Below are 22,117 nucleotides of genomic sequence, written 5' to 3' on the forward strand. Positions count from 1 at the left end.
ATTGTCTATTTAGACCTGAGCAGAACGGGGTTTAGGGCTATGGGGAAGCACCGAGAGGGGGACGGCTTTCCGGGAAACGCTACAAGCACATCCATGTGCGCTTGATCTCCGGCCATCCATGGCCTCCGACATTCCCGGAAAGCCGTCCCCCTCTCGGCGCCAATCTATTCAGCAAGACGAATCCGGGTAGCAATCACTCAAGTCCGGGTGGAGAGGTGCCTGCCCCTTTCCAAAACTGTGCGGAGCCAGGGATGGCGGAGCCCAAGCGTACAGGGACGTATTTACAGCGTGTTTTGGAAAGGGGCAGGCACCTCTCCAAAACACCAAAGTTAAAAGCCCGGAGCCTTAAAGCATTTCGATAGCCATGGCCGTCGCCTCACCGCCGCCGATACACAGGGCTGCGACGCCTTTCTTCTTGCCGTAACGCTGCAGCGCGTACATCAGGGTTACCAGCAGACGGGAGCCGGTTGAGCCGACCGGATGGCCCTGGGCACAGGCGCCACCGTGGATGTTGACCTTCTCAGGGTCCAGACCCAGCTCGCGGATCGGCATCATGGCCACCATAGCGAAAGCTTCGTTGATCTCGAACAGATCCACATCGTCCTTGCTCCAGCCAGTCTTGGCGAACAGCGTCTCGATCGCGCCCACTGGTGCACAGGTAAACTCGGACGGATGCTGTGACTGGGTGCTGTGACCAACGATGCGGGCCAGCGGCTTCAGACCACGCTTTTCGGCTTCGGACTCACGCATCAGCACCAGCGCAGACGCGCCGTCGGAGATGGACGAGGCGTTGGCAGCGGTAACCGTGCCGTCTTTGGCAAACGCCGGACGCAGGCTCGGGATCTTTTCGATGTTGGCGTTATGGGGCTGCTCATCGTCTTCTACAACCACTTCGCCCTTACGGGTCTTTACCGTCACCGGGATGATCTCGTCCTTCAGCAGGCCCTCTTCGATGGCCTTCTTGGCTCGGGTCAGGGAGGTGATGGCGTATTCATCCATTTCTTCCCGGGTATAGCCTTTCTTGTCCGCCATTTCCTGGGCGAAAGCCCCCATCAGACGGCCGGTTTCGGCGTCTTCCAGGCCGTCCAGAAACATGTGATCCTGCGGTGCCTGGCCCGGCCCCATGCGGTAGCCCTTGCGGACACCCTGGAGCACGTATGGCGCATTGGACATGCTTTCCATGCCGCCGGCAACCAGGATGTCGTTACTGCCAGCCTTGATGATGTCGTGAGCGAACATGGCGGCTTTCATACCGGAACCGCACAGTTTATTGATGGTAGTGGCGCCGGTGTGATCTGGCAGACCGGCCTTGCGCATGGCCTGGCGGGCCGGGCCCTGTTTGAGGCCGGCAGGCAGTACGTTACCCATAACCACTTCCTGCACGTCCGCCGGCTGCAGGCCGGCGCGCTTCACCGCTTCGGCGATGGTGATGGCACCCAGTTCCGGGGCGCTGACGTCCGCCAGGCTGCCCTGGAAGCCGCCCATGGGGGTACGGACACCGCTGACGATGACTACGTTATCTGTGCTCATATCTGAATCTCTCTGTTGGTTGTTTGGTAGGTTTGTCGGATTAGCAAAGCGTAATCCGACACCTTGTCTCAGGGTTTATGCGCCGCTTCCAGGTACTCCCTGGACTGCATCTCCAGCAGTCGGGATTCGGTACGTTCAAACTCGAAACCCAGGCGGCCGCCGGCGTACAGATCGGTGATTGCCGCCGCGGCGGAGATGATGACTTTGACGTTGCGGTCGTAAAATTCGTCAATCATGTTAATAAAACGGCGGGCCTGATCGTCCTTGTCACCGCCCAGCACCGGGACATTGCTGATGATGATGGCGTGGAACTGTCGCGCCAGCTCAATGTAGTCGTTCTGGCTGCGGGGCCCGTCGCACACGTCCTTGAAATCGAACCACACCACGTCGTCGGCGTGGGCGATGGCGGGAATCTTGCGGCCGTTGATTTCCATGGATTTACTGTGCTTCGCCGCCTCGACCGCCAGTGCATCGTAACTTTTGCGCAGGCTGACGTCGGCCTCATCATCCAGCGGGAAGTGGTACAACTCGGCCTGTTCCAGGGTCCGGAGACGGTAGTCCACGCCGCCGTCGACATTCACCACTTCGGTGTGTTTTTTAACAAGATCAATGGCTGGAAGGAAGCGGGCGCGTTGAAGGCCGTCCTTGTAGAGACCGTCGGGCACGATGTTGGAGGTGCACACCAGGGTCACGCCACGGCTGAACAGACCGTCCATCAGGGTGGCCAGGATCATGGCATCACCGATGTCGGACACGAAGAACTCGTCGAAGCAGATCACCCGGGTTTCGTCGGCAAACTTTTTTGATACCAGCTCCAGCGGGTTCTTTTCCCCTTTCAGGGACTTGAGTTCGTTGTGTACCCGCTGCATGAAACGGTGGAAGTGAACCCGCATTTTGCGATCAAACGGCAGCGATTCGTAGAAGGTGTCCATCAGGTAGGTTTTGCCACGACCGACACCACCCCAGAAATACAGCCCCCTGACCGGTTCTTCCCTGCCCTTTTTCAGCTTTCTGCGAAGTTTTGCCAAACCTTTCTGGCGTTCGCTTTCGGCTTCCACGAGTTTATCGTACAGTGACTGCAAACGCTGGACGGCATCTTCCTGTGCCGGATCCCGGTGAAAATCCGGGCGTTCGAGATCCTGCTGGTAGCGTTGCCAAGGGGTCATGTGGTCGGTCATCAAGCCTGTTCCCGAAGAGTGGTCGTTCATTTACGGCGGCGTATTGTGGCCGATTTTGGGATTTTTCGCCACGTTGGCACTGCCAACGGATACCCGGCTCTCCAGTCAGGGCAGGCTTTGACGAAGCAATACGACGATTGGCTCAGACTTTGTGGATGGGCGTGAGCAGCCTGGAACGTTATACTGCCCCAAAGGGCCAAGCTCTTAAAACGCAAAAGGACGACACATCTTATGACGAACCTGATTCTGGCAGCGATTGCCGCATTGGTTGTTGGCATTGTCATCGGCGTACTGATCAGCCGCTCCGGGCAGACTACTAATCTGCGTCAGCGCCGTGTCGAGCAACAGATTGAGGAGCTACGTAGCGAATATACCCGCTACCAGGCCCAGGTGAATGAGCACTTTATGGAATCGGCTCATCTGCTGCGCCGTTTCAATGATGCGTATCGCGATGTGAATCAGCACATGGCACGGGGGGCGAACCGGCTGTGTAATGATGAGGAGTGGATGGAGGAGCTGGAGCAGGAGAGGTCTCGTGCTCGTCTTGAGGGTGCTCGCGAGGACGGCGTGGAGCCGCCACGGGATTATGCGCCCAAGTCCGGGCCTGAGGATAAGGGCACGCTGGCTGAGGACTTTGGGCTCAAGAAGGGCGACAAGTCTTCAACCTCTAAGGCCTGACCAGCTGGTACCGTCCCCGGCCTGAATTTTTCGGTGGAGTGACTGGTTGGGCCTATCTTTCCAAAACACGCTCAAGCACATCCATGTGGCGCTTGGGCTCCGCCATCCATGGCTCCGCACAGTTTTGGAAAGATAGGCCCAACCAGTCACCCTGACTTTAGCGTTATCCTCTACACGCCTTATTACACTGGATTATCGCAGTCGATAAACCGGTGATTTATCCCAAACTCTTTCTCCAAGGCCTTACCAAGCGCCTTCACTCCGTAACGCTCCGTGGCGTGATGGCCTGCCGCGTAGTAGTGAATTCCACATTCACGAGCGGTGTGAGTCGTCGGTTCTGAGATTTCACCGCTGATGTAAGCATCCAGGCCAGCTTCAAGGGCTATGTTGATAAAACCCTGGGCTGCGCCGGTACACCACCCTACCCGTTTGATTTCTGGTTTGCCCTCACCGACCCACAGAGGCTCCCGATGGAGTTTCTCGGCAATTTGTCGGCCGAACTGTTCGGGGGTGACCGCTGTTGGCAGTTCGCCTTCCCACACCAGGCCGCCGAGAGGGCGGGGGTTTTCGATGCCCAGCACGTCGGCCAACTGGCGGTTGTTGCCGTATTCGGGGTGGTCGTCCAGTGGCAGGTGGTAGGCGACGAGGCTGATGTCGTGGTCCAGGAGTTGTTTGATGCGCTGTCGCTTCATGCCCTGGATGCGTTGGTCTTCGCCCTTCCAGAAGTAGCCATGGTGGACGAGGATCATGTCGGCGTTGGCTTCAATGGCGGCGTCGATGAGGGCTTTTGAGGCGGTGACGCCGGTGACGATGACTTTCACTTCGTCCTTGCCTTCAACCTGCAGGCCGTTCGGGCAGTAGTCCTGGAAGTTTTCGGGCTGGAGCCATTGTTCGATTGTTTTCAGGATTTCGTTGCGGTTTGCCATGAACTCTCCGTCTTTGACGATATAACTCCGCATGTTTGAAGAGCGAGGCAGGTAAGGCTTTCCGGGAATGTCGGAGGCCATGGATGGCCGGAGATCAAGCGCACATGGATGTGCTTGTAGCGTTTCCCGGAAAGCCTTACCTGCCTTGCGACACCCCAAGCTTGAAGGCTACAGAGACTTGAGGCCAGCAATCAAGGCATCGTTCTGCTCTGCCGTTCCAATGGTGATTCTCAGGAAGTCACTGATTCTGGGTTTATTGAAGTGGCGGACTATGATGCCCTGCTCTCTCAGACCTTTTGCCAGCGCCTCGCCAGTCTGTGTTTTGTGGCGGGCGAAGATGAAATTCGCCTTGGATGGAAGAACTTCAAACCCAAGTTCTGCCAGTGCATTAGTCATTCGCTCACGCTCTGAAACAACACCGTCGCAGCATTTCCGGAACCAGGCTTCGTCTTCGTAGGCCGCTTTCGCGCCGGCGAGGGCCAGGCGGTCCAGGGGGTAGCTGTTGAAGCTGTTTTTGACGCGATTGAGGGCTTCGATCAGATCCGGGTGCCCTACTGCAAAGCCAACTCGGAGACCAGCCAGTGAGCGGGCTTTCGACAGCGTCTGGCTGACCAGCAGGTTCGGGTATTTATCGACCAATGCAATCGCGCTCTCGCCGCCGAAATCGATGTAGGCTTCGTCTACTACGACGACCCGGTCGGGGTTGGCCTGGAGGATTTCTTCTACGTGCTCCAGATCGAGATAACGCCCGGTTGGCGCATTCGGGTTCGGGAAGATGACGCCGCCGTTGGGTTGTTTGTAGTCGGCCGGGTCGATTTCGAAGGTGTCGGTCAGGGGGACGGTTTTGCCTTCGATGTTGTAGAGGCCGCAGTACACCGGGTAGAAGCTGTAGGTGACGTCCGGGAACAATACGGGTTCGCCGTGCTGGAACAGGCCGTAGAAGATGTGGGCCAGGACTTCGTCGGAGCCGTTGCCCAAGAAGATCTGTTCAGGCGTGACTTTGTGGTAGTCGGCGATGGTCTGGCGCAGGCTTTCGCCTTCCGGATCCGGGTAAAGGCGCAGGCTGTCGTTCAGCTCGGCCTGGATGGCTTCGATAACCTTGGGTGACGGGCCAAATGGGTTCTCGTTGGTGTTCAGTTTCACCAGGTTGGCCATTTTTGGCTGCTCGCCCGGCACATAAGGCACCAGGTCATTGACCAGCGGGCTCCAGAATTTACTCATTTCTGTTTTTACTCCGAGAAGACGGGCGGCGGGGATGTCTTCCCGGGAAGACATCCCCGCCGCCCTCGCAAACTTTGGTGATAGCATATTGTCGGATTACGCTTCGCTAATCCGACAAACTGACTCAATCCTTGATCCGATATTCCGCCGACCGCGCATGGGCAGTCAAACCCTCGCCCCGGGCCAATACTGAAGCAACACGCCCCATGCGATCGGCTCCCTCAGCGCTGAAACCTATGATGGACGAGCGCTTCTGGAAATCATAAACCCCCAGCGGCGACGAGAACCGTGCCGTAGCGCTGGTCGGCAACACGTGGTTCGGGCCGGCGCAGTAGTCGCCGAGGGCTTCGGCGGTGTAGCGCCCCATGAAGATGGCACCGGCGTGGCGGATTTCTTCCACCAGGGTCTCGGGGTCTTCAACGGAAAGCTCCAGGTGTTCCGGGGCAATCCGGTTAGAGACCTTAGCGGCTTCGCTGAGGTCGGCGACCTGGATCAGGGCGGCGCGGTCGGTCATGGAGGTGCGGATTATGTCTGCACGTTCCATCGTCGGCAGCAGTTTGTTGATGCTGGCTTCGACGGCGTCCAGGAAGTCTGCATCCGGGCTGATCAGGATGGACTGGGCCTGTTCGTCATGTTCGGCCTGGGAAAACAGATCCATGGCGATCCAGTCAGGATCGGTTTTGCCGTCGCAGATGACGAGAATTTCCGACGGGCCGGCGATCATGTCGATACCGACGGTGCCGAAGACTTCGCGCTTGGCAGTGGCAACAAAGATATTACCGGGCCCAACGATCTTGTCGACGGCAGGAATGGTTTCCGTGCCGTAGGCCAGAGCTGCAACTGCCTGCGCTCCACCGACGGTGAATACTCGGTCAACGCCAGCAATGGCCGCAGAGGCCAGCACCATATCGTTCACTACACCGTCCGGTGTCGGAACCACCATCACCACTTCGCTCACACCCGCAACCTTCGCAGGGATAGCGTTCATCAGCACTGAGGACGGGTATGCCGCCTTGCCTCCGGGAACGTATAAGCCTGCACGATCAAGCGGCGTCACCTTCTGGCCAAGCACGGTGCCGTCTTCGTCCTGGTACTGCCAGGACTTCTGGTTCTGGTGTTCGTGATAACCGCGAATCCGCTCAGCGGCTTTTTCCAGGGCCACACGCTGGTCTTCGGGAATAGCGCCCAACGCCTTTTGCAGTCTGCTCTGATCCATTTCCAGGTCAGCAACGCTGCTAACCTTCAGGCGATCAAACTTCTCGGTAAATTCCAGAACCGCCTGGTCACCACGGGTTTTCACCTCATGCAGGATATGACGCACCGACTCATTCACCTGATGATCCACGCTGTCGTCCCAGGCCAGCAGCTTGGCCAGCGCACTGTCAAAGTCACTTTGGGAGGCGTTTAGTCGTTTGATGCTCACAGTCATGAATCAAATCCTGTATGGGATTAACGGCTTACAGATACTCAGGTCGCCACGATAGCTCAGGAACCGGTCTGCCGGGGCAGTCCAGACTCACCGTTAGTCGGACGAAGGGATCGGGTAAGGCTTTCCAAAACTGTGCGGAGCCATGGATGGCGGAGCCCAAGCGCCACATGGATGTGCTTGAGCGTGTTTTGGAAAGCCTTACCCGATCCCTTCAGCCCGCCAGGCTAGATCCTGGACTGCCCCGGCTGACCGGTTCTTACGCCGAGTCTTGCCGGCGCTTGTCCACAGCAACGGACATTTTTTCAATTATGGGGTTAATCCGCTCGTGTTTCATCTTCATCGAAGCGCGATTAACCACCAGACGGCTGCTGATGTGTTCGATCAGATCCCTTGGCTCGAGGCCATTGGCCTTCAGCGTGTTGCCAGTATCGACGATATCGACAATTTCGTCCGCCAGATTGAGGATCGGAGCCAATTCCATCGCACCGTAGAGCTTGATGATATCCGCCTGCCTGCCCTGGGCCGAGTAGTAACGTCGTGCCAGGTTAACAAATTTAGTAGCTACACGGATTCGACCCGCCGGGGCCGGTTTATCCTTTGGACCGGCGGTCATCAGACGGCAGCGGGAAATGTTCAGATCCAGCGGCTCGTAGAGACCGTCACCGCCGTGCTCCATCAGGACATCCTTGCCGGTTACCCCGAGATCCGCGCCGCCATATTGCACATAAGTGGGCACGTCCGTGGCGCGGATAATCAGCACCCGCACGTTGGGATCAGTGGTGGGAAACACCAGTTTTCGGGATTTCTTGATGTCGTCGACCAGCTCAATGCCTGCTTCCGCAAGCAATGGCAGGGTTTCATCGAGGATTCGCCCCTTCGACAATGCAATGGTGATGGAGTCGGTCATGCGTCCTTCCGGTTTCTGATCCGTGTCGCTCATGCTGGCAGGCGGCGAATACTGGCGCCCAGCAGCTGCAGCTTCTCTTCAATACACTCGTAGCCGCGATCAATATGGTAGATGCGATCCACAATGGTGTCGCCATCGGCCATCAGGCCGGCGATGACCAGGCTGGCAGACGCGCGCAAATCGGTCGCCATTACCGGTGCTCCGGTCAGGTGCTCAACCCCCTTGATGATTGCCGCGTTGCCTTCAAGCGTGATGTCCGCACCCATGCGAATCAATTCCTGAAGGTGCATGAAGCGGTTCTCGAACACCGTTTCCACGATGGTGCCGGTGCCTTCGGCGACGGCGTTCATCGCCGCGAACTGGGCCTGCATGTCTGTCGGAAATGCCGGATACGGCGCTGTACGCAGGCTCACCGCTTTCGGGCGGTTGCCTTTCATATCCAGCTCGATCCAGTCTTTACCGGTGGAAATGTGTGCCCCGGCCTCTTCCAGCTTGAGCAGCACCGCTTCCAGCAGGTCTTCACGGGTGTCTTTCAGTTTCACCCGACCGCCGGTGGCGGCAGCGGCGACCAGGTAGGTACCGGTTTCGACACGGTCAGGCAGCACGTCGTAGTGACAACCGTGCAGGCGTTCCACGCCATTGATTTCGATGGTCGCAGTGCCGTGGCCCTTGATGTCGGCGCCCATGGCAATCAGGCATTCCGCCAGGTCCACCACTTCCGGTTCGCGGGCGGCGTTTTCCAGGATAGTTTTACCATCCGCCAGGGCAGCGGCCATCATCAGGTTTTCGGTACCGGTGACGGTTACGGTGTCCAGGAAGATGTGGGCACCCTTCAGGCGACCATTGGTCCTGGCTTTGATGTAGCCATTCTCCACCTTCACTTCCGCGCCCATCATTTCCAGGCCGTGGATGTGCAGGTTTACCGGCCGGCTACCAATGGCACAACCACCCGGCAGGGACACTTCCGCCTCACCAAAATGAGCCACCAGCGGGCCCAGCACAAGGATCGACGCCCGCATGGTCTTGACCAGCTCGTAAGGCGCGTGGAAATGCTTGATGGTGTTGGCGTGTACTTCCACGCTCATTTTCTCATCAATCAGCAGCTCCACGCCCATGCGACCCAGCAACTCGATCATGGTGGTGATGTCGTTCAGGTGCGGCAAGTTGCCCACGGTTACCGGTTCATCCGCCAGCAGGGTGGCCGCCAGTATGGGCAGGGCGGCGTTCTTGGCACCGGATATCCGGATTTCACCATTCAGGGGCTTGCGGCCCCTGATCAGAAGTTTGTCCACAATAGTCTTCCTGTTATTGGCGGGCAGTCATCAGCCCTGGCGCGCGGCCCACTCAGCCGGAGTAAAGGCTTTTGGGTGCAGGGCGTGTATGGTGCCGTCCATAATGTGTTGGAAAAGCACCTTGTTGATCATTTGCTGCCGTTTGATGGTGGACAGGCCTTCAAAAACCTCCCCTACCACGACAACCATATAGTGGTTGCCATCGACCTGAACCTGCACTTCGCAATCCGGCAGGGCCTGTTTTACCAGTTCGGTAACTTCGGCGGCTTCCATAGTCATTCCTCGGGTGTTTGTAGATCAGGGGCGAGATTGTAACCAATTACGCGGCCCGGGTCAGCCAGCAGCGAATGACAGAATGGAGAGAGTCGGGAATGTGAAGAATAGCGGGGATTTTTTCAGGCGGACTGATCGGGCTGAAAACCGGACAACTGCTCTTCAAGGTTACTGAGAGCGGCCAGCGAATAGAGACGGGCGCTGACGCCAGTGAATGACAGCGAACGACCGAACTTCTCGGCGTATCGCTGCCAGCAAAGCAGTAACGACAGAACCACACTGTGTGCTGTTTCCATGGCACTCAGATCGACCGTCAGGTTACCGGAGGCCGATTGAATCAGTGCCTCGCCCTGCTTTCTGGTGGGCAGCACAGTGAGCGGATCAACAGACCCGCTCACTTTCAGGGTGTTGCCACTGAGCTCAACCCGGGCGCCCGGATTCATGAGTTATCCATTTCTTCATCAAGGTTGAGAGAATCCACGGCATCGCCCCAGCCATCGATGACAGCCTGGACCTGGCCACGGTTCTGCTCCATTTCCTGGGCAAAGCGGTCACGGAACGCCAGGCCGATGTTGATGCCTTCGACGATGACATTTTCCATCATCCAGCGACCTTCATCATTTTTATACATGGAGTAAGTGACCGGGTATCGGTTGCCACTGGCCGTCAACACTTCCATCTGCACGGAGGCCCGGTCCGCATGATCAGGATGGATTTCCGCGCTTTTCACTTCAATGGCGAAGTCGTTCGCACTGACCAGCGCCTGGGCGTAGCTGTCGAACAGGCTACGCTTGAATTTCTCGACAAATTCATCGCGCTGCTCAGGGGAGGTCTGGCGTGCATACCTTCCCATGACGCGAGCGGCAATCCGGCGAAAATCCACAAATTCCCGCAGCTCCTGGTCCATGCTGCTGTAAAAAGCTTCAGGGTCCCTGTCGTACAGTCCCTTCTCTTCGTTCAGCTTGTCCACCAGGCGCTGGGTATTTTCATCCACATACTTTACAAGGTCTTCCTCCTGACCTGCGTGGGCCGGAAACACCAGGGCCGCCATCAGGAAGGCCATAAAAAGCATGCTGCGTCTGATCAATACCATGTTTTTCTCCTGTAACGTTTCAGATCCTTTTCTCTTGCGCTATTTACCCGATGCGAAATTGGTAATCAGGCGCTCAAGATTCATGGCCGACTGTGTTGAATAAAAGCTGTCTCCAGGCTTCAGGGATTCCATATCTCCACCGATTGAAATATCAATGTACTGATCCCCGAGTATGCCGGATGTACGTATTACCGCGGAGCTATCCGCCGGAATGTTGTCCACGTCAGCGTCAATGGCAAGCTCCACCCTGGCCTGGAAGGTCTCCTTGTCCAGAGTCACACTGCGAACCGAGCCCACCTTGACGCCCGCCATGGCGACTTTGCCCCGCGGCGAAATGCCGCCAACGTCGTTGAAGTTGGCGTACAGGGTATACGTGTCACCTGCGTTTTTGGGTGACAATCCGCTCACCTGCAATGCCAGAACCAGCACCGCTGCAAGCCCTGCGATCATAAACAGGCCAGTGATGATTTCCGTGGTTCTCTGTGCCATATCCGGCTCCCGATTAAGTTCTGGTCAATCCTGCTGTATCTACACCGCAACTCAGGGTCAGAAATCCCCGAACATGACGGCAGTAAGCACAAAATCCAGGCCGAGAACGGCCAATGATGAATAGACAACGGTTTTGGTGGTGGCCGAGCTGATGCCGGCAGAAGTCGGCACGCAATCGTAACCCTGAAACACGGCAATCCAGGTGCAGACGAACCCGAATACCACGGTTTTCACCACGCCGTTCAGCACGTCATCCACAAAGCTGACCGATGACTGCATATTACCCCAGAATGCGCCCTCGAATACGCCCAGCCAATCGACACTCACCAGCATGCCACCCCATATACCAACCACCGAGAAGATCACGGCGAGGATTGGCATCGCGATAAAACCGGCCCACAACCGGGGGGCAATCACCCGCCTGAGAGGATCCACCCCCATCATTTCCATGCTGGACAGCTGTTCCGTTGCCTTCATCAGGCCTATCTCGGCGGTCAGGGCCGAGCCGGCCCTCCCCGCGAATAACAGCGCCGTCACGACCGGCCCCAGTTCCCGCACCAGTGTCAGAGCGATCATCTGACCGACCGCCGCTTCAGAGCCATAATCACTGAGAATGGTATAGCCCTGCAGCCCCAGCACCATGCCGATAAACAGACCAGATACCACAACGATCGCCAGGGACAGCACCCCAACCGAATAGAGTTGACGAACCAGTAATGGAAACCCCACCGAAGGTTTCGGAACCCCGGCCAGGGCGCCACCAAGAAAATAGCCGGCACGGCCAACCGTGGCCACGATAGCAAACCCCAGGCGGCCAAGTGCGGCGATCCGATCCATCATTTGAGGCCTCCGGTGAGTCCCCAGTCCGACCCGGCATCCGCAGCCGGGTAATGAAATGGCACGGGACCATCCGGCTGCCCCTGCAGGAACTGCTGCACCCGCTCGGATGGGTGCTGCCGTAATTCATCCGGCGTCCCTTCGCCGATAATCTGGCCGTCGGCAATAATACAGGCGTAATGGCAAATACTCAGGGATTCCGGTACATCGTGGGACACCAGCACGCTGGTCAGCCCCATGGAACTGTTGAGGTCACGGATCAGTTTGACCAGCACCCCCATGGCAATGGGATCCTGGCCGGCGAAGGGCTCGTCGTACATGATCAGTTCCGGGTCCAGGGCAATGCTGCGGGCCAGGGCCACCCGGCGGGTCATGCCACCGGAAAGCTCTGAAGGCATCATGTCCCTCGCCCCCCGGAGCCCGACAGCCTCCAGTTTCATCAGCACAATATCGCGGATCATGTCCTCGGGCAGGGAAGTATGGACACGCAGGGGAAAGGCAACGTTTTCGAATGCACTTAGATCGGTAAACAGGGCACCGCTCTGGAACAACATGCCCATTTTTTCCCGCAGGGTATACAGGGCCTTGCGTCTAAGCTTGGGCACATTCTCACCCGCCACCATGATGGTACCGGAATCCGGCTTCAACTGACCGCCGATCAGCCGCAACAGGGTGGTCTTCCCGGTTCCGCTCGGCCCCATGATGGCGGTAATTTTGCCGCGGGGGATTTCGAGGGTCACACCATCAAATATACGCCGGCCCGAGCGCGAGAAAACCACATCCGTCAATGTTATGTATGCTTCCGAAGCCATAAGCCATCCCTTTCAATCAGGCGCATACATTATGCGAAGCAGATTGGAAGCTCAATCCACACAACACAAAATGTCCTGATGGCAATGATCAGTTTCCCTGAACAAGGCCCCATAGCCTCGTGAAGTGATATACTCCCGCCAAACCAACCAGTGTCCCAAATGACGACAAGGTGCGAGCCGAAAACACCATGAGCGACAGCGACAAGACCATAGCCGACATCAAGCAGACCTACCGGGACTCGGCGCTCCGAGCCATCGAGATAGAAAAAGAGGCCATTGTGTCCCTGCTGGATCGCATCGACGATCACTTTGTCCGTGCCTGCGAGGTCATCATGGCTTGTCGGGGACGCGTGGTGGTAACCGGCATGGGCAAATCGGGCCACATTGGCAACAAAATTGCCGCCACCCTCGCCAGCACAGGTACGCCCTCTTTCTTCGTACACCCCGGCGAAGCCAGTCATGGCGATCTGGGCATGATCACCGGACAGGACGTGGTGCTTGCCATTTCCAACAGCGGTAACACCAGCGAAGTGGTCACCATCCTTCCGTTGCTGCGTCGTATGGGTGCCCCGCTGATCAGCATGACCGGCAATGCAGATTCCACCCTGGCAAAAGAAGCGGTGGCCAACCTTGATGTCAGTGTGGCCCTGGAAGCCTGCCCCCTGGGACTGGCCCCCACCTCCAGTACCACGGCCACCCTGGTAATGGGGGATGCCCTGGCGGTCGCGCTACTGGAAGCTCGCGGCTTCAGTGCGGAAGACTTCGCTTTCTCCCACCCTGGCGGCAGCCTGGGTCGCCGGTTGCTCCTGCGGGTTTCCGACATCATGCATTCCGGCGACCGCATCCCCCGCGTCACCGAAGACACCACCCTCAGCGGCGCATTGCTTGAAATGTCCCGCAAGGGACTGGGCATGACCACGGTGGTGGACGCGGACGGTAACCTGACCGGTGTCTTCACCGATGGCGATCTGCGTCGCACGCTGGACAGATCCTTTGACGTCCACACAACCCCCATTCACCAAGTCATGACCCATAACGGCAAAACCATCCAGGCCGACCACCTGGCCGCCGAGGCGTTAAACATCATGGAAGAAATGAAAATCAACGCCCTGCCCGTCACGGATGAAAATGGCCAACTGGTCGGCGCCATCAATATGCACGACCTGCTCCGCGCCGGCGTTATCTGAGGAGGCAAGCAATGACCGATACCCTGCGCCCGCAATGGCCGGCCCGCATTCTCGGCAAAGCCGCCAATATTCGCCTGCTCGCCCTGGATGTAGACGGCATCATGACCGATGGCAAACTGTTTTTCAGTGCCACGGGCGATGAAATGAAAGGCTTTAATATTCTGGATGGACTGGGTCTGAAACAGGTCATGGCCGCCGGCATTACCGTCGCCGTCATCACCGGGCGCACCTCGCCACTGACTCAAAAACGCATGAGCGACCTCGGCATCCCGCACCTGATGCAGGGCCGCGAAGACAAGAAGGTGGCGCTGCAGGAACTGGTCGAATCCCTTGGTGTCAGCCCCGACGAGATCGCCTATATGGGCGATGATCTGCCGGACCTGCCCGCCATCCGCTTTGCCGGCCTGGGCATTACCGTTCCCAACGGCTACTGGCTGGTTCGCGAACAGGCGGATGTATGTACCTCGGTCCCCGGTGGCAGCGGTGCGGTTCGGGAGGCCTGTGACCTGTTGCTGACCGCCTGCGGCCAGCTCGACACCACCCTGGCCGCCTACACCCTGGCCGACTGAAGGACCCGTCGCGATGAGAGGCAACCTGCTCCCCACCCTGTTACTGGTCGACCGTCCCTGGCTGAGAACCCTGGCACTGGGCTGCACCATTGTGGCTCTGATCGTGATGATGTGGCAGAGTGACGAGCCTCAGGAACCGGTGGACGCAGCGGCACTGAGAGGGCAGTCCGAACCCGATGGCTTTGTCGTCAACGGTCGCTACCTTTCATACGATGAAACCGGCAAACTCAATGTGCGCTTTGAAAGCCCGCGTATTGAGCAGTTTGAAGCCAGCAACAGGGCCATCATGGAATCCCCACGGGCGGAACTATTTGGTGAGGGTGAGTCCGAACCCTGGCACCTGAGCTCGGATACCGGAACTTACCGTGAGGCGGATGGCCTGCTTCACCTCAAAGGTAACGTCAAGGTGATTCGCACTGCCGGTGACCGCCGGGGCATCCTGACGACTTCCAGGCTGACGCTGGACAACAACAGCCGCACGGTCTACACCGACGCTCCGGTCACGCTGACCGATTCATTCAGCGTGACCCGGGCAACCGGAATGAAGGCCTGGATAGATGCCCGCATTCTCGAACTCGACTCACAGGTGGAAGGACGCTATGAACCTGGCCAACAAGCCAATCCGTAATTTTACCGCAGCGCTGGCAGCACTCCTGTTTGCCGGGTCAGCAGTTGCTTTCAGCCTGGACTCCGACACCCCGATTACCGTCAAAGCCAACAGCGCACGGCTGGATGACAGCAAGGGGGTTGCCACCTACACCGGAGACGTCACCCTGACCCAGGGAGCCACTGAGCTGACCGCCGACAAAGTGATCCTCTACCGTGATGAGAACGGCCTGCGGCGAATCGAAGCCACCGGGCAACCAGCCCACTACCGGCAACCCGCGCGGAACGGCGAAGGAGAAACCGACGCTCGCGCCCTCAACATCACCTACTCGGCCCCGGAAAACCGGCTGACATTTGAACGGGAAGCAGTGATTGAACAGAATGGCAACCTGTTCCGCGGCAACATCATTCATTATGATAGCGTCGACCGTGTCGTCACCGCAGAAGGGTCCGCCAGCAACGGCAATGGCCGTGTTGAGATGGTTATCCAGCCACGCAGCAGTCAAAACAGACAGGATTCGGATGGCAGTTCTCAGGGCCAGTAATCTGGCAAAAAGCTACAAACACAAAAAAGTGGTCCTTGACGTCTCCCTGGAGATTCGCAGTGGCGAAATTGTTGGCCTGCTGGGTCCCAATGGAGCAGGCAAGACCACCTGCTTCTACATGATCGTAGGACTGGTATCGGCGGATAATGGCCGCATCACCATCGACAGCAAGGACATTACGCCACTACCGATGCATGGTCGTGCCCGCAAGGGGATTGGCTACCTGCCCCAGGAAGCGTCGGTGTTCCGCAAGCTGACGGTGCGGGACAATATCATGGCGATCCTGGAGACCCGCAAGGAACTCAAACGGGCGGATCGCGAGGCCAAACTGGAAGAGCTGCTGGAAGAGTTCCACATTACGCACATCCGCGACAGCTTGGGCATGGCGCTGTCCGGCGGTGAGCGGCGGCGGGTGGAGATTGCCCGGGCGCTGGCGATGGAACCGGCGTTCATCCTGCTGGATGAACCCTTTGCCGGTGTCGACCCCATTTCGGTCAGCGACATCAAACAGATTATCCGGCACTTGCGGGACAAGGGGATCGGGGTATTGATTACTGATCACAACGTGCGTGAAACCCTGGACATTTGCGAGAATGCCTACATCGTTTCAGGCGGCCACATTATTGCTTCCGGAAATTCGGAGGAAATCCTGGCCAACCAGCAAGTGAAAGAGGTCTACCTCGGAAATGAATTCCGGCTTTGACCGGCGTCATATTCCAGAGCCGGTTTTACCATGACCCAATTGTCATGTCAGTGACAAGCAAGTACACTCGGCAAAGAACTTGCTTGGTCTGGCAAGTAGCCAGCATACAACGAATTTTTTTTGCAATCACTCGTTTACTGGGTGACGGATCCTGAACCATGGTTATGAAAGCGTCATTACAGTTAAAACTGGGTCAGAGCCTGACCATGACGCCCCAGTTGCAGCAGGCGATCAGGCTTCTGCAACTCTCTACTCTCGACCTTCAGCAGGAAATCCAGCAGGCTCTGGACTCCAACCCCATGCTGGAAACCTCGGAAGACGACGATACCCCGGATGCCAATACCTCCGAGCAGGACCACGAAGAGTCCCCGAAGTCCGAGGAAACCGCTTCGGCGACGGAGTCCACCTCCGACTGGGATGAATCCGAGAACGGTCCCGACTGGGCATCGGAGAATGACATTCCCGATAACATTCCGGACGATTTGCCAGTAGATACCGCCTGGGATGACATCTACCAGTCAGCACCGGCACCGGCGGCCCGCAATGAAGACGAGAACGACAGCGACTTCGAAACCCGCAATTCCCCGACCGAGACCCTTCAGGACCATCTCGAATGGCAGTTGAACCTGACCCCCCTGAGCGAACGGGACCAGGCCATCGCCCATGCCCTGATGGACGCAGTGGATGAGCGTGGCTACCTGGCCTCATCCATAGAGGAAATCCATTCCGGACTGGTGGACGACACCGAGGACGACCCGCTGGAACTGGACGAAGTGGAAGCAGTGCTGCACCGACTGCAGCACTTTGATCCACCCGGCGTCTTTGCCTGCAATCTGCAGGAGTGTCTGCTGATCCAGCTCAACCAGTTGCCGCCGGACACCCCCTGGCTGGCCCAGGCGCGACTGGTCATTACCCATTACATCAACCTGCTGGGCAACCGGGATTACGCACAACTGCTGCGCCGTAGCCGCCTGAAGGAAGATCAGTTGCGGGAAGTGCTGGCGCTGATCACCAGTCTCAACCCACGGCCGGGCGATTCGGTAGACCGGGCCGAACCGGATTACGTCATTCCCGATGTTATGGTTCGCAAGCACAACGGCCGCTGGCGAGTCGAACTCAATCCCGACATTGCTCCCCGGATCCGGGTCAATGCCAGTTACGCTTCCCTGATCAAGCGCGCGGACAGCAGCGCCGACAACACCTACCTGAGGGATCAGCTTCAGGAGGCGAAATGGTTCATCAAGAGCCTGCAAAGCCGAAACGAAACCCTGCTCAAGGTGGCCACACGGATTGTCGAGCATCAGCAGGGCTTTCTGGATCACGGCGAAGAAGCGATGAAGCCGTTGATTCTGTCGGACATTGCCCAGGCCGTGGAAATGCACGAGTCCACCATTTCCCGGGTGACCACCCAGAAATACATGCATACACCCCGTGGCATCTTTGAATTAAAGTACTTTTTCTCGAGCCACGTCAGTACTGATGAGGGTGGAGAGTGTTCCTCCACCGCGATCCGTGCCATGATCAAGAAACTGATTGCGGCAGAAACTCCGAAAAAGCCATTGAGCGATAGCAAAATTGCAGCCATGCTAGGAGAACAGGGTATCAAGGTAGCCAGGCGGACCGTAGCCAAATATCGTGAGGCTATGCACATTCCGCCTTCCAATGAACGGAAACGGCTGGTTTGACCCGACTGGATCCGCCGGCAGGAATAACGCCGGCACACCGTTGGCCCTCACCGGGGTCAGCATGATGACGACAGGAGACGCCTATGCAACTCAATATTTCAGGCCATCACGTAGAACTGACTCCCTCATTGAAAGATTACGTATCAGGCAAGTTTGAAAAGCTCGAGCGCCACTTTGACCACATCAGTAACTGTCAGGTGACGCTTCAGGTTGAGAAGGTAAGGCAAATGGCTGAGGCGACACTCCACGTGATTGGTGGTGAGATTCACGCAAAGGCTGAGAATGACGACATGTATGCAGCGATTGATTCGCTGATTGACAAACTGGACCGTCAGATTCTCAAACACAAGGAAAAGAACATCGATCGTATGCATGGTAATGGTGTCCGTTAAGATACCGGTTCCCAGGCATTCAAAATAATCGAGCTGCGGCACGAACGTGCCGCAGCCTTTTTTTTACGGAATTGCAGTCGATTCATGAGCGACACATCCCTGACTATCGAAAACATTCTTGCACCGGAACTGACCCTGTGCCGAACCCCGGCATCCAGCAAGAAACGGGTTCTGGAATTCATTGCCGAGCAGGTGAATCAACAGGATTCCTCTCTCAGCGAAACCCAGATCTTCAACAACCTGATTTCCCGGGAGCGGCTCGGCAGTACCGGCATTGGCCAGGGCATCGCCATCCCTCACTGTCGCCTTGAAGGGCTTGACCGGGTGGTTGGTGTACTGCTGACGCTGGAAGAAGGGGTCAGTTTCGATGCCATTGATAATCAGCCGGTGGATCTGGTGTTTGCCTTGATTGTTCCCAAGGAAGCGACCAGCGAACACCTGGAACTGCTGAGCCAACTGGCGGAGAAATTCAACGACCGGGGATTTTGCGATCAGTTGCGGCAATGTACGGATGCACAATCTCTCTACAGCTGCATGTTGGACGGTGATAGCTGATCATTTCTGAGCGGAGGCAAAAAGGCAATGAAACTGATTATTGTCAGTGGCAGGTCAGGCTCGGGAAAAAGTACGGCGCTTCACGTGCTGGAGGATCTGGGCTTTTACTGCATTGATAACCTGCCTATCGGCCTGCTCTTCCCCTTGACGACAGAAGCCGCCAATCACAGCGATTCCCCAGGCCGCCTGGGTAAAATGGCAGTCAGTATCGATGCCCGCAACCTGGCCGGTGAGCTGACCAACTTCGAAACCATTTATCGCCAGCTCCGGGGTACCGGCGTCACCGTCGAGATTATCTACCTGGATGCGGACGAACAATCCCTGCTCCAGCGTTTCCACGCAACACGTCGCAAACACCCGCTGAGTGACGACAAAACGTCACTCCGGGAAGCCATTGGCAATGAGAAACAGCTACTGGAGCCACTGTCAAAGCTGGCCGACCTCTACATCGATACCACCGGCATGTCCATGTATGAACTGCGCGACATGGTCAAGCAGCGTATCGTCGGGCGCAAGGACCAGGAACTGGCCCTGCTGTTTCAGTCATTCGGCTTCAAACACGGCGTGCCTCTGGATTCCGACTACGTCTTCGATGTGCGCTGCCTGCCTAATCCCTACTGGGATACCAGCCTTCGCCAGTATGTCGGCACTGACCAACCGGTTATCGAATTTCTGGAGAAAGAGCCCCTGAGCCGCAGGATGGTCGACGACCTGATTGCGTTTCTGGACAGCTGGTTGCCATCGTTCGCTGACAGCAATCGAAGCTACATGACCATTTCCATCGGCTGCACCGGCGGACAGCATCGCTCTGTCTATGTCTGCGAGCAACTGGGCGACTACTTCCGTCAGAAGTACAACAATGTCCAGGTCCGCCACACGGAATTACCCCACCTGCAAACCAGGGACCAGGGGTAAACGGGCATGATTCGACGTCCCATCACCATCATCAACAAGCTCGGTTTGCACGCGCGTGCCACCGCTAAGCTGGTTGCCACCGCCTCAGCCTATAAAAGCTCGGTGACAATCTGTGGCAAAGGTCGCGAAGTTGATGCGAAAAACATCATGCAGGTCATGATGCTGGCCGCAAGCCAGGGAACAGAAATAGAGCTGATTGCGGACGGCGCAGACGAGGAACAGGCGATTGAGGCCCTGGTCGAGCTGATCAATGACTATTTTGGCGAAGGCGAATAAACCCACATTCTCGACCGACTTTTGGTTTCCTGCGACATTCACCTACAACTCTTTATCACCTGTGCCGCCTAACTCCGCTATAATACGGGGGTTTTCTGACTGTGGGTGAACCATGACCGATATTCTGGAAAAAAGCCAGGCTCGCCAGCGCCTTCGCTCTCTTAGCGAAGCGCTTGACAGTGGCGCGTTGAAACAGGTTGCACGCATCCTGAATGGCGGTCTGAGCCCCAGTGATATAGCCCACCTGCTGGAGTCGTCCCCGCCCCGTCAGCGGGCCCTGTTGTGGAACCTGGTCGACAAGCAGCTGGAAGGTGAAGTCCTCCAGTACCTCGGTGATGATATCCGGGGCTACTTTCTCAGCCAGCTGAATGCCCAGGAACTGGCCGATATCCTCGAGGACTTCGAGTCGGATGACCTGGCCGACTTGCTCCAGCAATTGCCTGACACGGTTATCCAGGAAGTCCTGGACACCATGGACGAGCAGGATCGGCGACGGGTAGAGGAAGTCCTGTCCTACCCGGAGGACACCGCCGGTGGTCTGATGAACACGGACACCATCACGGTGCGCCCGGACATCAGCATTGACGTCGTGCTCCGTTACCTGCGCCGGCACCGTAACCTGCCGCCGATGACCGACAGCCTGATCGTGGTGAGCCGGCGGGACGAGTTCATTGGCATGCTGCCAATTACCAAGATGCTGGTGTCCAACCCGGCAGCGACCGTGCGGGAAGTGATGGACACGGATATTGAACCCATTCCGGTGCTGCTATCGGACACCAAGGTAGCCACCCTGTTTGAGCGTTATGACCTTATCTCTGCACCGGTGGTCAATGAAGACGGCCGCCTGCTCGGGCGCATCACCATCGATGACGTGGTTGACGTTATCCGTGAAGATGCGGACCACTCGCTAATGAGCATGGCGGGTCTGGACGAGGACGAAGACACCTTTGCTCCGATCCTGAAAACCACCCGGCGCCGAGCCATCTGGCTGGGCATCAACCTGATCACCGCGTTCACTGCGTCCGCCGTTATCGGCATGTTCGAGGACACGATCGCCAAGGTGGTCGCACTGGCAGTGCTGATGCCTATTGTCGCGAGCATGGGCGGCATTGCCGGCAGCCAGACCCTGACCCTGGTGATCCGCGGCATGGCGGTGGGACAAATCAGCGGTGCCAACGTTGGCTGGCTGCTGAACCGAGAATTTGTAGCCGGCATCCTCAACGGCGTACTGTGGGCCGTGGTGGTGGCGACCGCTGCCACGCTCTGGTTCAAGGATTTGTTGATTGGCGGCATCATTGCCGCGGCACTGATTATTAACCTGGTGGCCGCTGCCCTGGTTGGCACCGTGCTGCCGCTGTTTCTCAAATCCCGTAATATTGATCCGGCGCTGGCGGGCAGCGTTATTTTGACCACGGTTACGGATGTGGTCGGGTTTATGGCGTTTTTGGGACTGGCCACCATATTCTATGCGTAACCCTACAAGCAGATAGCACTATGAAAGATCATCACGACGACAACGACGCGCCGGAATACCTTGGCCCCAGCAAATCCCAGCTCAAGCGGGAAATGCACGCACTCCAGGATCTCGGCAAGCGTATGCTGGAACTGAGCAATGACCAGCTCGACACCCTGACCATCAGTGACACCCTGCGGGCCGCGATCGAGGAATCCCGTCGCATTCGCCAGAATGAGGCCAAACGCCGGCACCTGCAATTCATTGGCAAGGTCATCCGCCAGGAAGACGATCCCGATGCCCTGAAGCGGGCGATTGATGCGTTCGATGCCGGCAGCGAGGAACACACCCGGCGACACCACCTGGCGGAGCGCTGGCGTGACCGGATGATCAGCGAGGGCGATTCAGCGGTGGGGGAATTCGTAAACTATTGCCCCGGTGCCGATATCCAGCACCTGCGCAACCTGGCCCGCAACGCCCGCAAGGACGTGGAGAAGCAGAAGAATACCGGGCAGGCGAGGAAGCTGTTCCGGTACTTGCGGGAAGCGATTGACGAAGTGGAGTAG

Annotated in this window: 26 protein-coding genes; 13 read left to right on the forward strand and 13 right to left on the reverse strand. The window is 57.5% G+C overall.

All coding sequences use genetic code 11. The features are described from left to right. Positions 1-345: 345 nt before the first annotated feature. Positions 346-1,530, reverse strand: coding sequence for a thiolase family protein (locus tag EHN06_RS14020; protein WP_127333162.1), 1,185 nt, complete (start codon positions 1,528-1,530; stop codon positions 346-348). A gap of 68 nt (positions 1,531-1,598) precedes the next feature. Next, entirely contained in the window at positions 1,599-2,696 is a 1,098-nt protein-coding gene (zapE, locus tag EHN06_RS14025) for a cell division protein ZapE (protein WP_206075793.1), read from the reverse strand. Positions 2,697-2,939: 243 nt separating this feature from the next. On the opposite strand from zapE, the gene EHN06_RS14030 reads away from it, so the two are divergent. Beyond that, the gene (locus EHN06_RS14030) at positions 2,940-3,386 is read left to right on the forward strand and encodes a YhcB family protein (RefSeq protein ID WP_127333164.1); all 447 of its coding nucleotides are present in this window, start codon (positions 2,940-2,942) and stop codon (positions 3,384-3,386) included. A 182-nt stretch (positions 3,387-3,568) separates the two neighbouring features. Here EHN06_RS14030 and EHN06_RS14035 read toward each other — a convergent pair whose 3' ends face one another. The 11 genes from EHN06_RS14035 to EHN06_RS14085 all read right to left on the reverse strand — a co-directional run bounded on the left by EHN06_RS14035 (position 3,569) and on the right by EHN06_RS14085 (position 12,665). Continuing rightward, positions 3,569-4,312: a Nif3-like dinuclear metal center hexameric protein gene (locus EHN06_RS14035; RefSeq protein ID WP_127333165.1), complete on the reverse strand. Its 744-nt coding sequence runs from the start codon at positions 4,310-4,312 to the stop codon at positions 3,569-3,571. A gap of 168 nt (positions 4,313-4,480) precedes the next feature. Beyond that, positions 4,481-5,533, reverse strand: a complete 1,053-nt coding sequence (hisC, locus tag EHN06_RS14040; protein ID WP_127333166.1) for a histidinol-phosphate transaminase — start codon at positions 5,531-5,533, stop codon at positions 4,481-4,483. Positions 5,534-5,657: 124 nt separating this feature from the next. Next, positions 5,658-6,962: a histidinol dehydrogenase gene (gene hisD, locus EHN06_RS14045; RefSeq protein WP_127333167.1), complete on the reverse strand. Its 1,305-nt coding sequence runs from the start codon at positions 6,960-6,962 to the stop codon at positions 5,658-5,660. A gap of 256 nt (positions 6,963-7,218) precedes the next feature. Continuing rightward, positions 7,219-7,869 (reverse strand): ATP phosphoribosyltransferase, encoded by a 651-nt coding sequence (hisG, locus tag EHN06_RS14050; RefSeq protein WP_127333168.1) that lies wholly within the window; start codon positions 7,867-7,869, stop codon positions 7,219-7,221. 29 nt (positions 7,870-7,898) lie between these two features. Further along, complete coding sequence (gene murA / locus EHN06_RS14055) at positions 7,899-9,161, reverse strand: UDP-N-acetylglucosamine 1-carboxyvinyltransferase (RefSeq protein WP_127333169.1); 1,263 nt, start codon at positions 9,159-9,161, stop codon at positions 7,899-7,901. Positions 9,162-9,191: 30 nt separating this feature from the next. Then, entirely contained in the window at positions 9,192-9,434 is a 243-nt protein-coding gene (locus EHN06_RS14060; protein WP_127333170.1) for a BolA family protein, read from the reverse strand. Between the two features lie 122 nt (positions 9,435-9,556). Then, a complete protein-coding gene (locus EHN06_RS14065) occupies positions 9,557-9,877 on the reverse strand; it encodes an STAS domain-containing protein (protein WP_127333171.1) in 321 nt (106 codons plus the stop codon). After that, complete coding sequence (locus EHN06_RS14070; RefSeq protein WP_416332561.1) at positions 9,874-10,506, reverse strand: MlaC/ttg2D family ABC transporter substrate-binding protein; 633 nt, start codon at positions 10,504-10,506, stop codon at positions 9,874-9,876. Before EHN06_RS14070 ends, EHN06_RS14065 begins: the two co-directional genes overlap by 4 nt. A 60-nt stretch (positions 10,507-10,566) precedes the next feature. Beyond that, entirely contained in the window at positions 10,567-11,016 is a 450-nt protein-coding gene (gene mlaD / locus EHN06_RS14075) for an outer membrane lipid asymmetry maintenance protein MlaD (protein WP_127333173.1), read from the reverse strand. A gap of 57 nt (positions 11,017-11,073) precedes the next feature. Then, entirely contained in the window at positions 11,074-11,856 is a 783-nt protein-coding gene (mlaE, locus tag EHN06_RS14080) for a lipid asymmetry maintenance ABC transporter permease subunit MlaE (protein ID WP_127333174.1), read from the reverse strand. Beyond that, a complete protein-coding gene (locus EHN06_RS14085) occupies positions 11,853-12,665 on the reverse strand; it encodes an ATP-binding cassette domain-containing protein (RefSeq protein ID WP_127333175.1) in 813 nt (270 codons plus the stop codon). Before EHN06_RS14085 ends, mlaE begins: the two co-directional genes overlap by 4 nt. Positions 12,666-12,853: 188 nt before the next feature. On the opposite strand from EHN06_RS14085, the gene EHN06_RS14090 reads away from it, so the two are divergent. The 12 genes from EHN06_RS14090 (at position 12,854) to yjgA (ending at position 22,117) form a co-directional block, all read left to right on the forward strand. Continuing rightward, entirely contained in the window at positions 12,854-13,852 is a 999-nt protein-coding gene (locus tag EHN06_RS14090; protein ID WP_127333176.1) for a KpsF/GutQ family sugar-phosphate isomerase, read from the forward strand. A gap of 11 nt (positions 13,853-13,863) precedes the next feature. Then, positions 13,864-14,421, forward strand: a complete 558-nt coding sequence (locus tag EHN06_RS14095; protein WP_127333177.1) for a KdsC family phosphatase — start codon at positions 13,864-13,866, stop codon at positions 14,419-14,421. Positions 14,422-14,434: 13 nt separating this feature from the next. Beyond that, positions 14,435-15,049, forward strand: coding sequence for an LPS export ABC transporter periplasmic protein LptC (gene lptC, locus EHN06_RS14100; protein WP_127333178.1), 615 nt, complete (start codon positions 14,435-14,437; stop codon positions 15,047-15,049). Continuing rightward, positions 15,021-15,572 (forward strand): lipopolysaccharide transport periplasmic protein LptA, encoded by a 552-nt coding sequence (gene lptA / locus EHN06_RS14105; protein WP_127333179.1) that lies wholly within the window; start codon positions 15,021-15,023, stop codon positions 15,570-15,572. The genes lptC and lptA overlap by 29 nt, the downstream gene beginning before the upstream one ends. Continuing rightward, a complete protein-coding gene (lptB, locus tag EHN06_RS14110; protein ID WP_127333180.1) occupies positions 15,550-16,275 on the forward strand; it encodes an LPS export ABC transporter ATP-binding protein in 726 nt (241 codons plus the stop codon). Before lptA ends, lptB begins: the two co-directional genes overlap by 23 nt. A 158-nt stretch (positions 16,276-16,433) precedes the next feature. Beyond that, a complete protein-coding gene (locus EHN06_RS14115; protein WP_228257314.1) occupies positions 16,434-17,960 on the forward strand; it encodes an RNA polymerase factor sigma-54 in 1,527 nt (508 codons plus the stop codon). A gap of 83 nt (positions 17,961-18,043) precedes the next feature. Then, positions 18,044-18,352, forward strand: coding sequence for a ribosome hibernation promoting factor (gene hpf, locus EHN06_RS14120; RefSeq protein WP_127333182.1), 309 nt, complete (start codon positions 18,044-18,046; stop codon positions 18,350-18,352). A gap of 84 nt (positions 18,353-18,436) precedes the next feature. Further along, positions 18,437-18,907, forward strand: a complete 471-nt coding sequence (gene ptsN, locus EHN06_RS14125; protein WP_127333183.1) for a PTS IIA-like nitrogen regulatory protein PtsN — start codon at positions 18,437-18,439, stop codon at positions 18,905-18,907. A 27-nt stretch (positions 18,908-18,934) separates the two neighbouring features. Then, positions 18,935-19,822, forward strand: coding sequence for an RNase adapter RapZ (gene rapZ / locus EHN06_RS14130; protein ID WP_127333184.1), 888 nt, complete (start codon positions 18,935-18,937; stop codon positions 19,820-19,822). Between the two features lie 6 nt (positions 19,823-19,828). Beyond that, positions 19,829-20,098 carry an HPr family phosphocarrier protein gene (locus EHN06_RS14135; RefSeq protein ID WP_127333185.1) on the forward strand — a complete coding sequence of 90 codons (270 nt, stop codon included), beginning with the start codon at positions 19,829-19,831 and terminating at the stop codon, positions 20,096-20,098. Positions 20,099-20,210: 112 nt separating this feature from the next. Then, complete coding sequence (gene mgtE / locus EHN06_RS14140; RefSeq protein ID WP_127333186.1) at positions 20,211-21,572, forward strand: magnesium transporter; 1,362 nt, start codon at positions 20,211-20,213, stop codon at positions 21,570-21,572. Positions 21,573-21,592: 20 nt separating this feature from the next. Continuing rightward, positions 21,593-22,117, forward strand: coding sequence for a ribosome biogenesis factor YjgA (gene yjgA / locus EHN06_RS14145; protein WP_127333187.1), 525 nt, complete (start codon positions 21,593-21,595; stop codon positions 22,115-22,117).

The sequence above is a fragment of the Marinobacter sp. NP-4(2019) genome, from assembly GCF_003994855.1.
Classification (GTDB): domain Bacteria; phylum Pseudomonadota; class Gammaproteobacteria; order Pseudomonadales; family Oleiphilaceae; genus Marinobacter.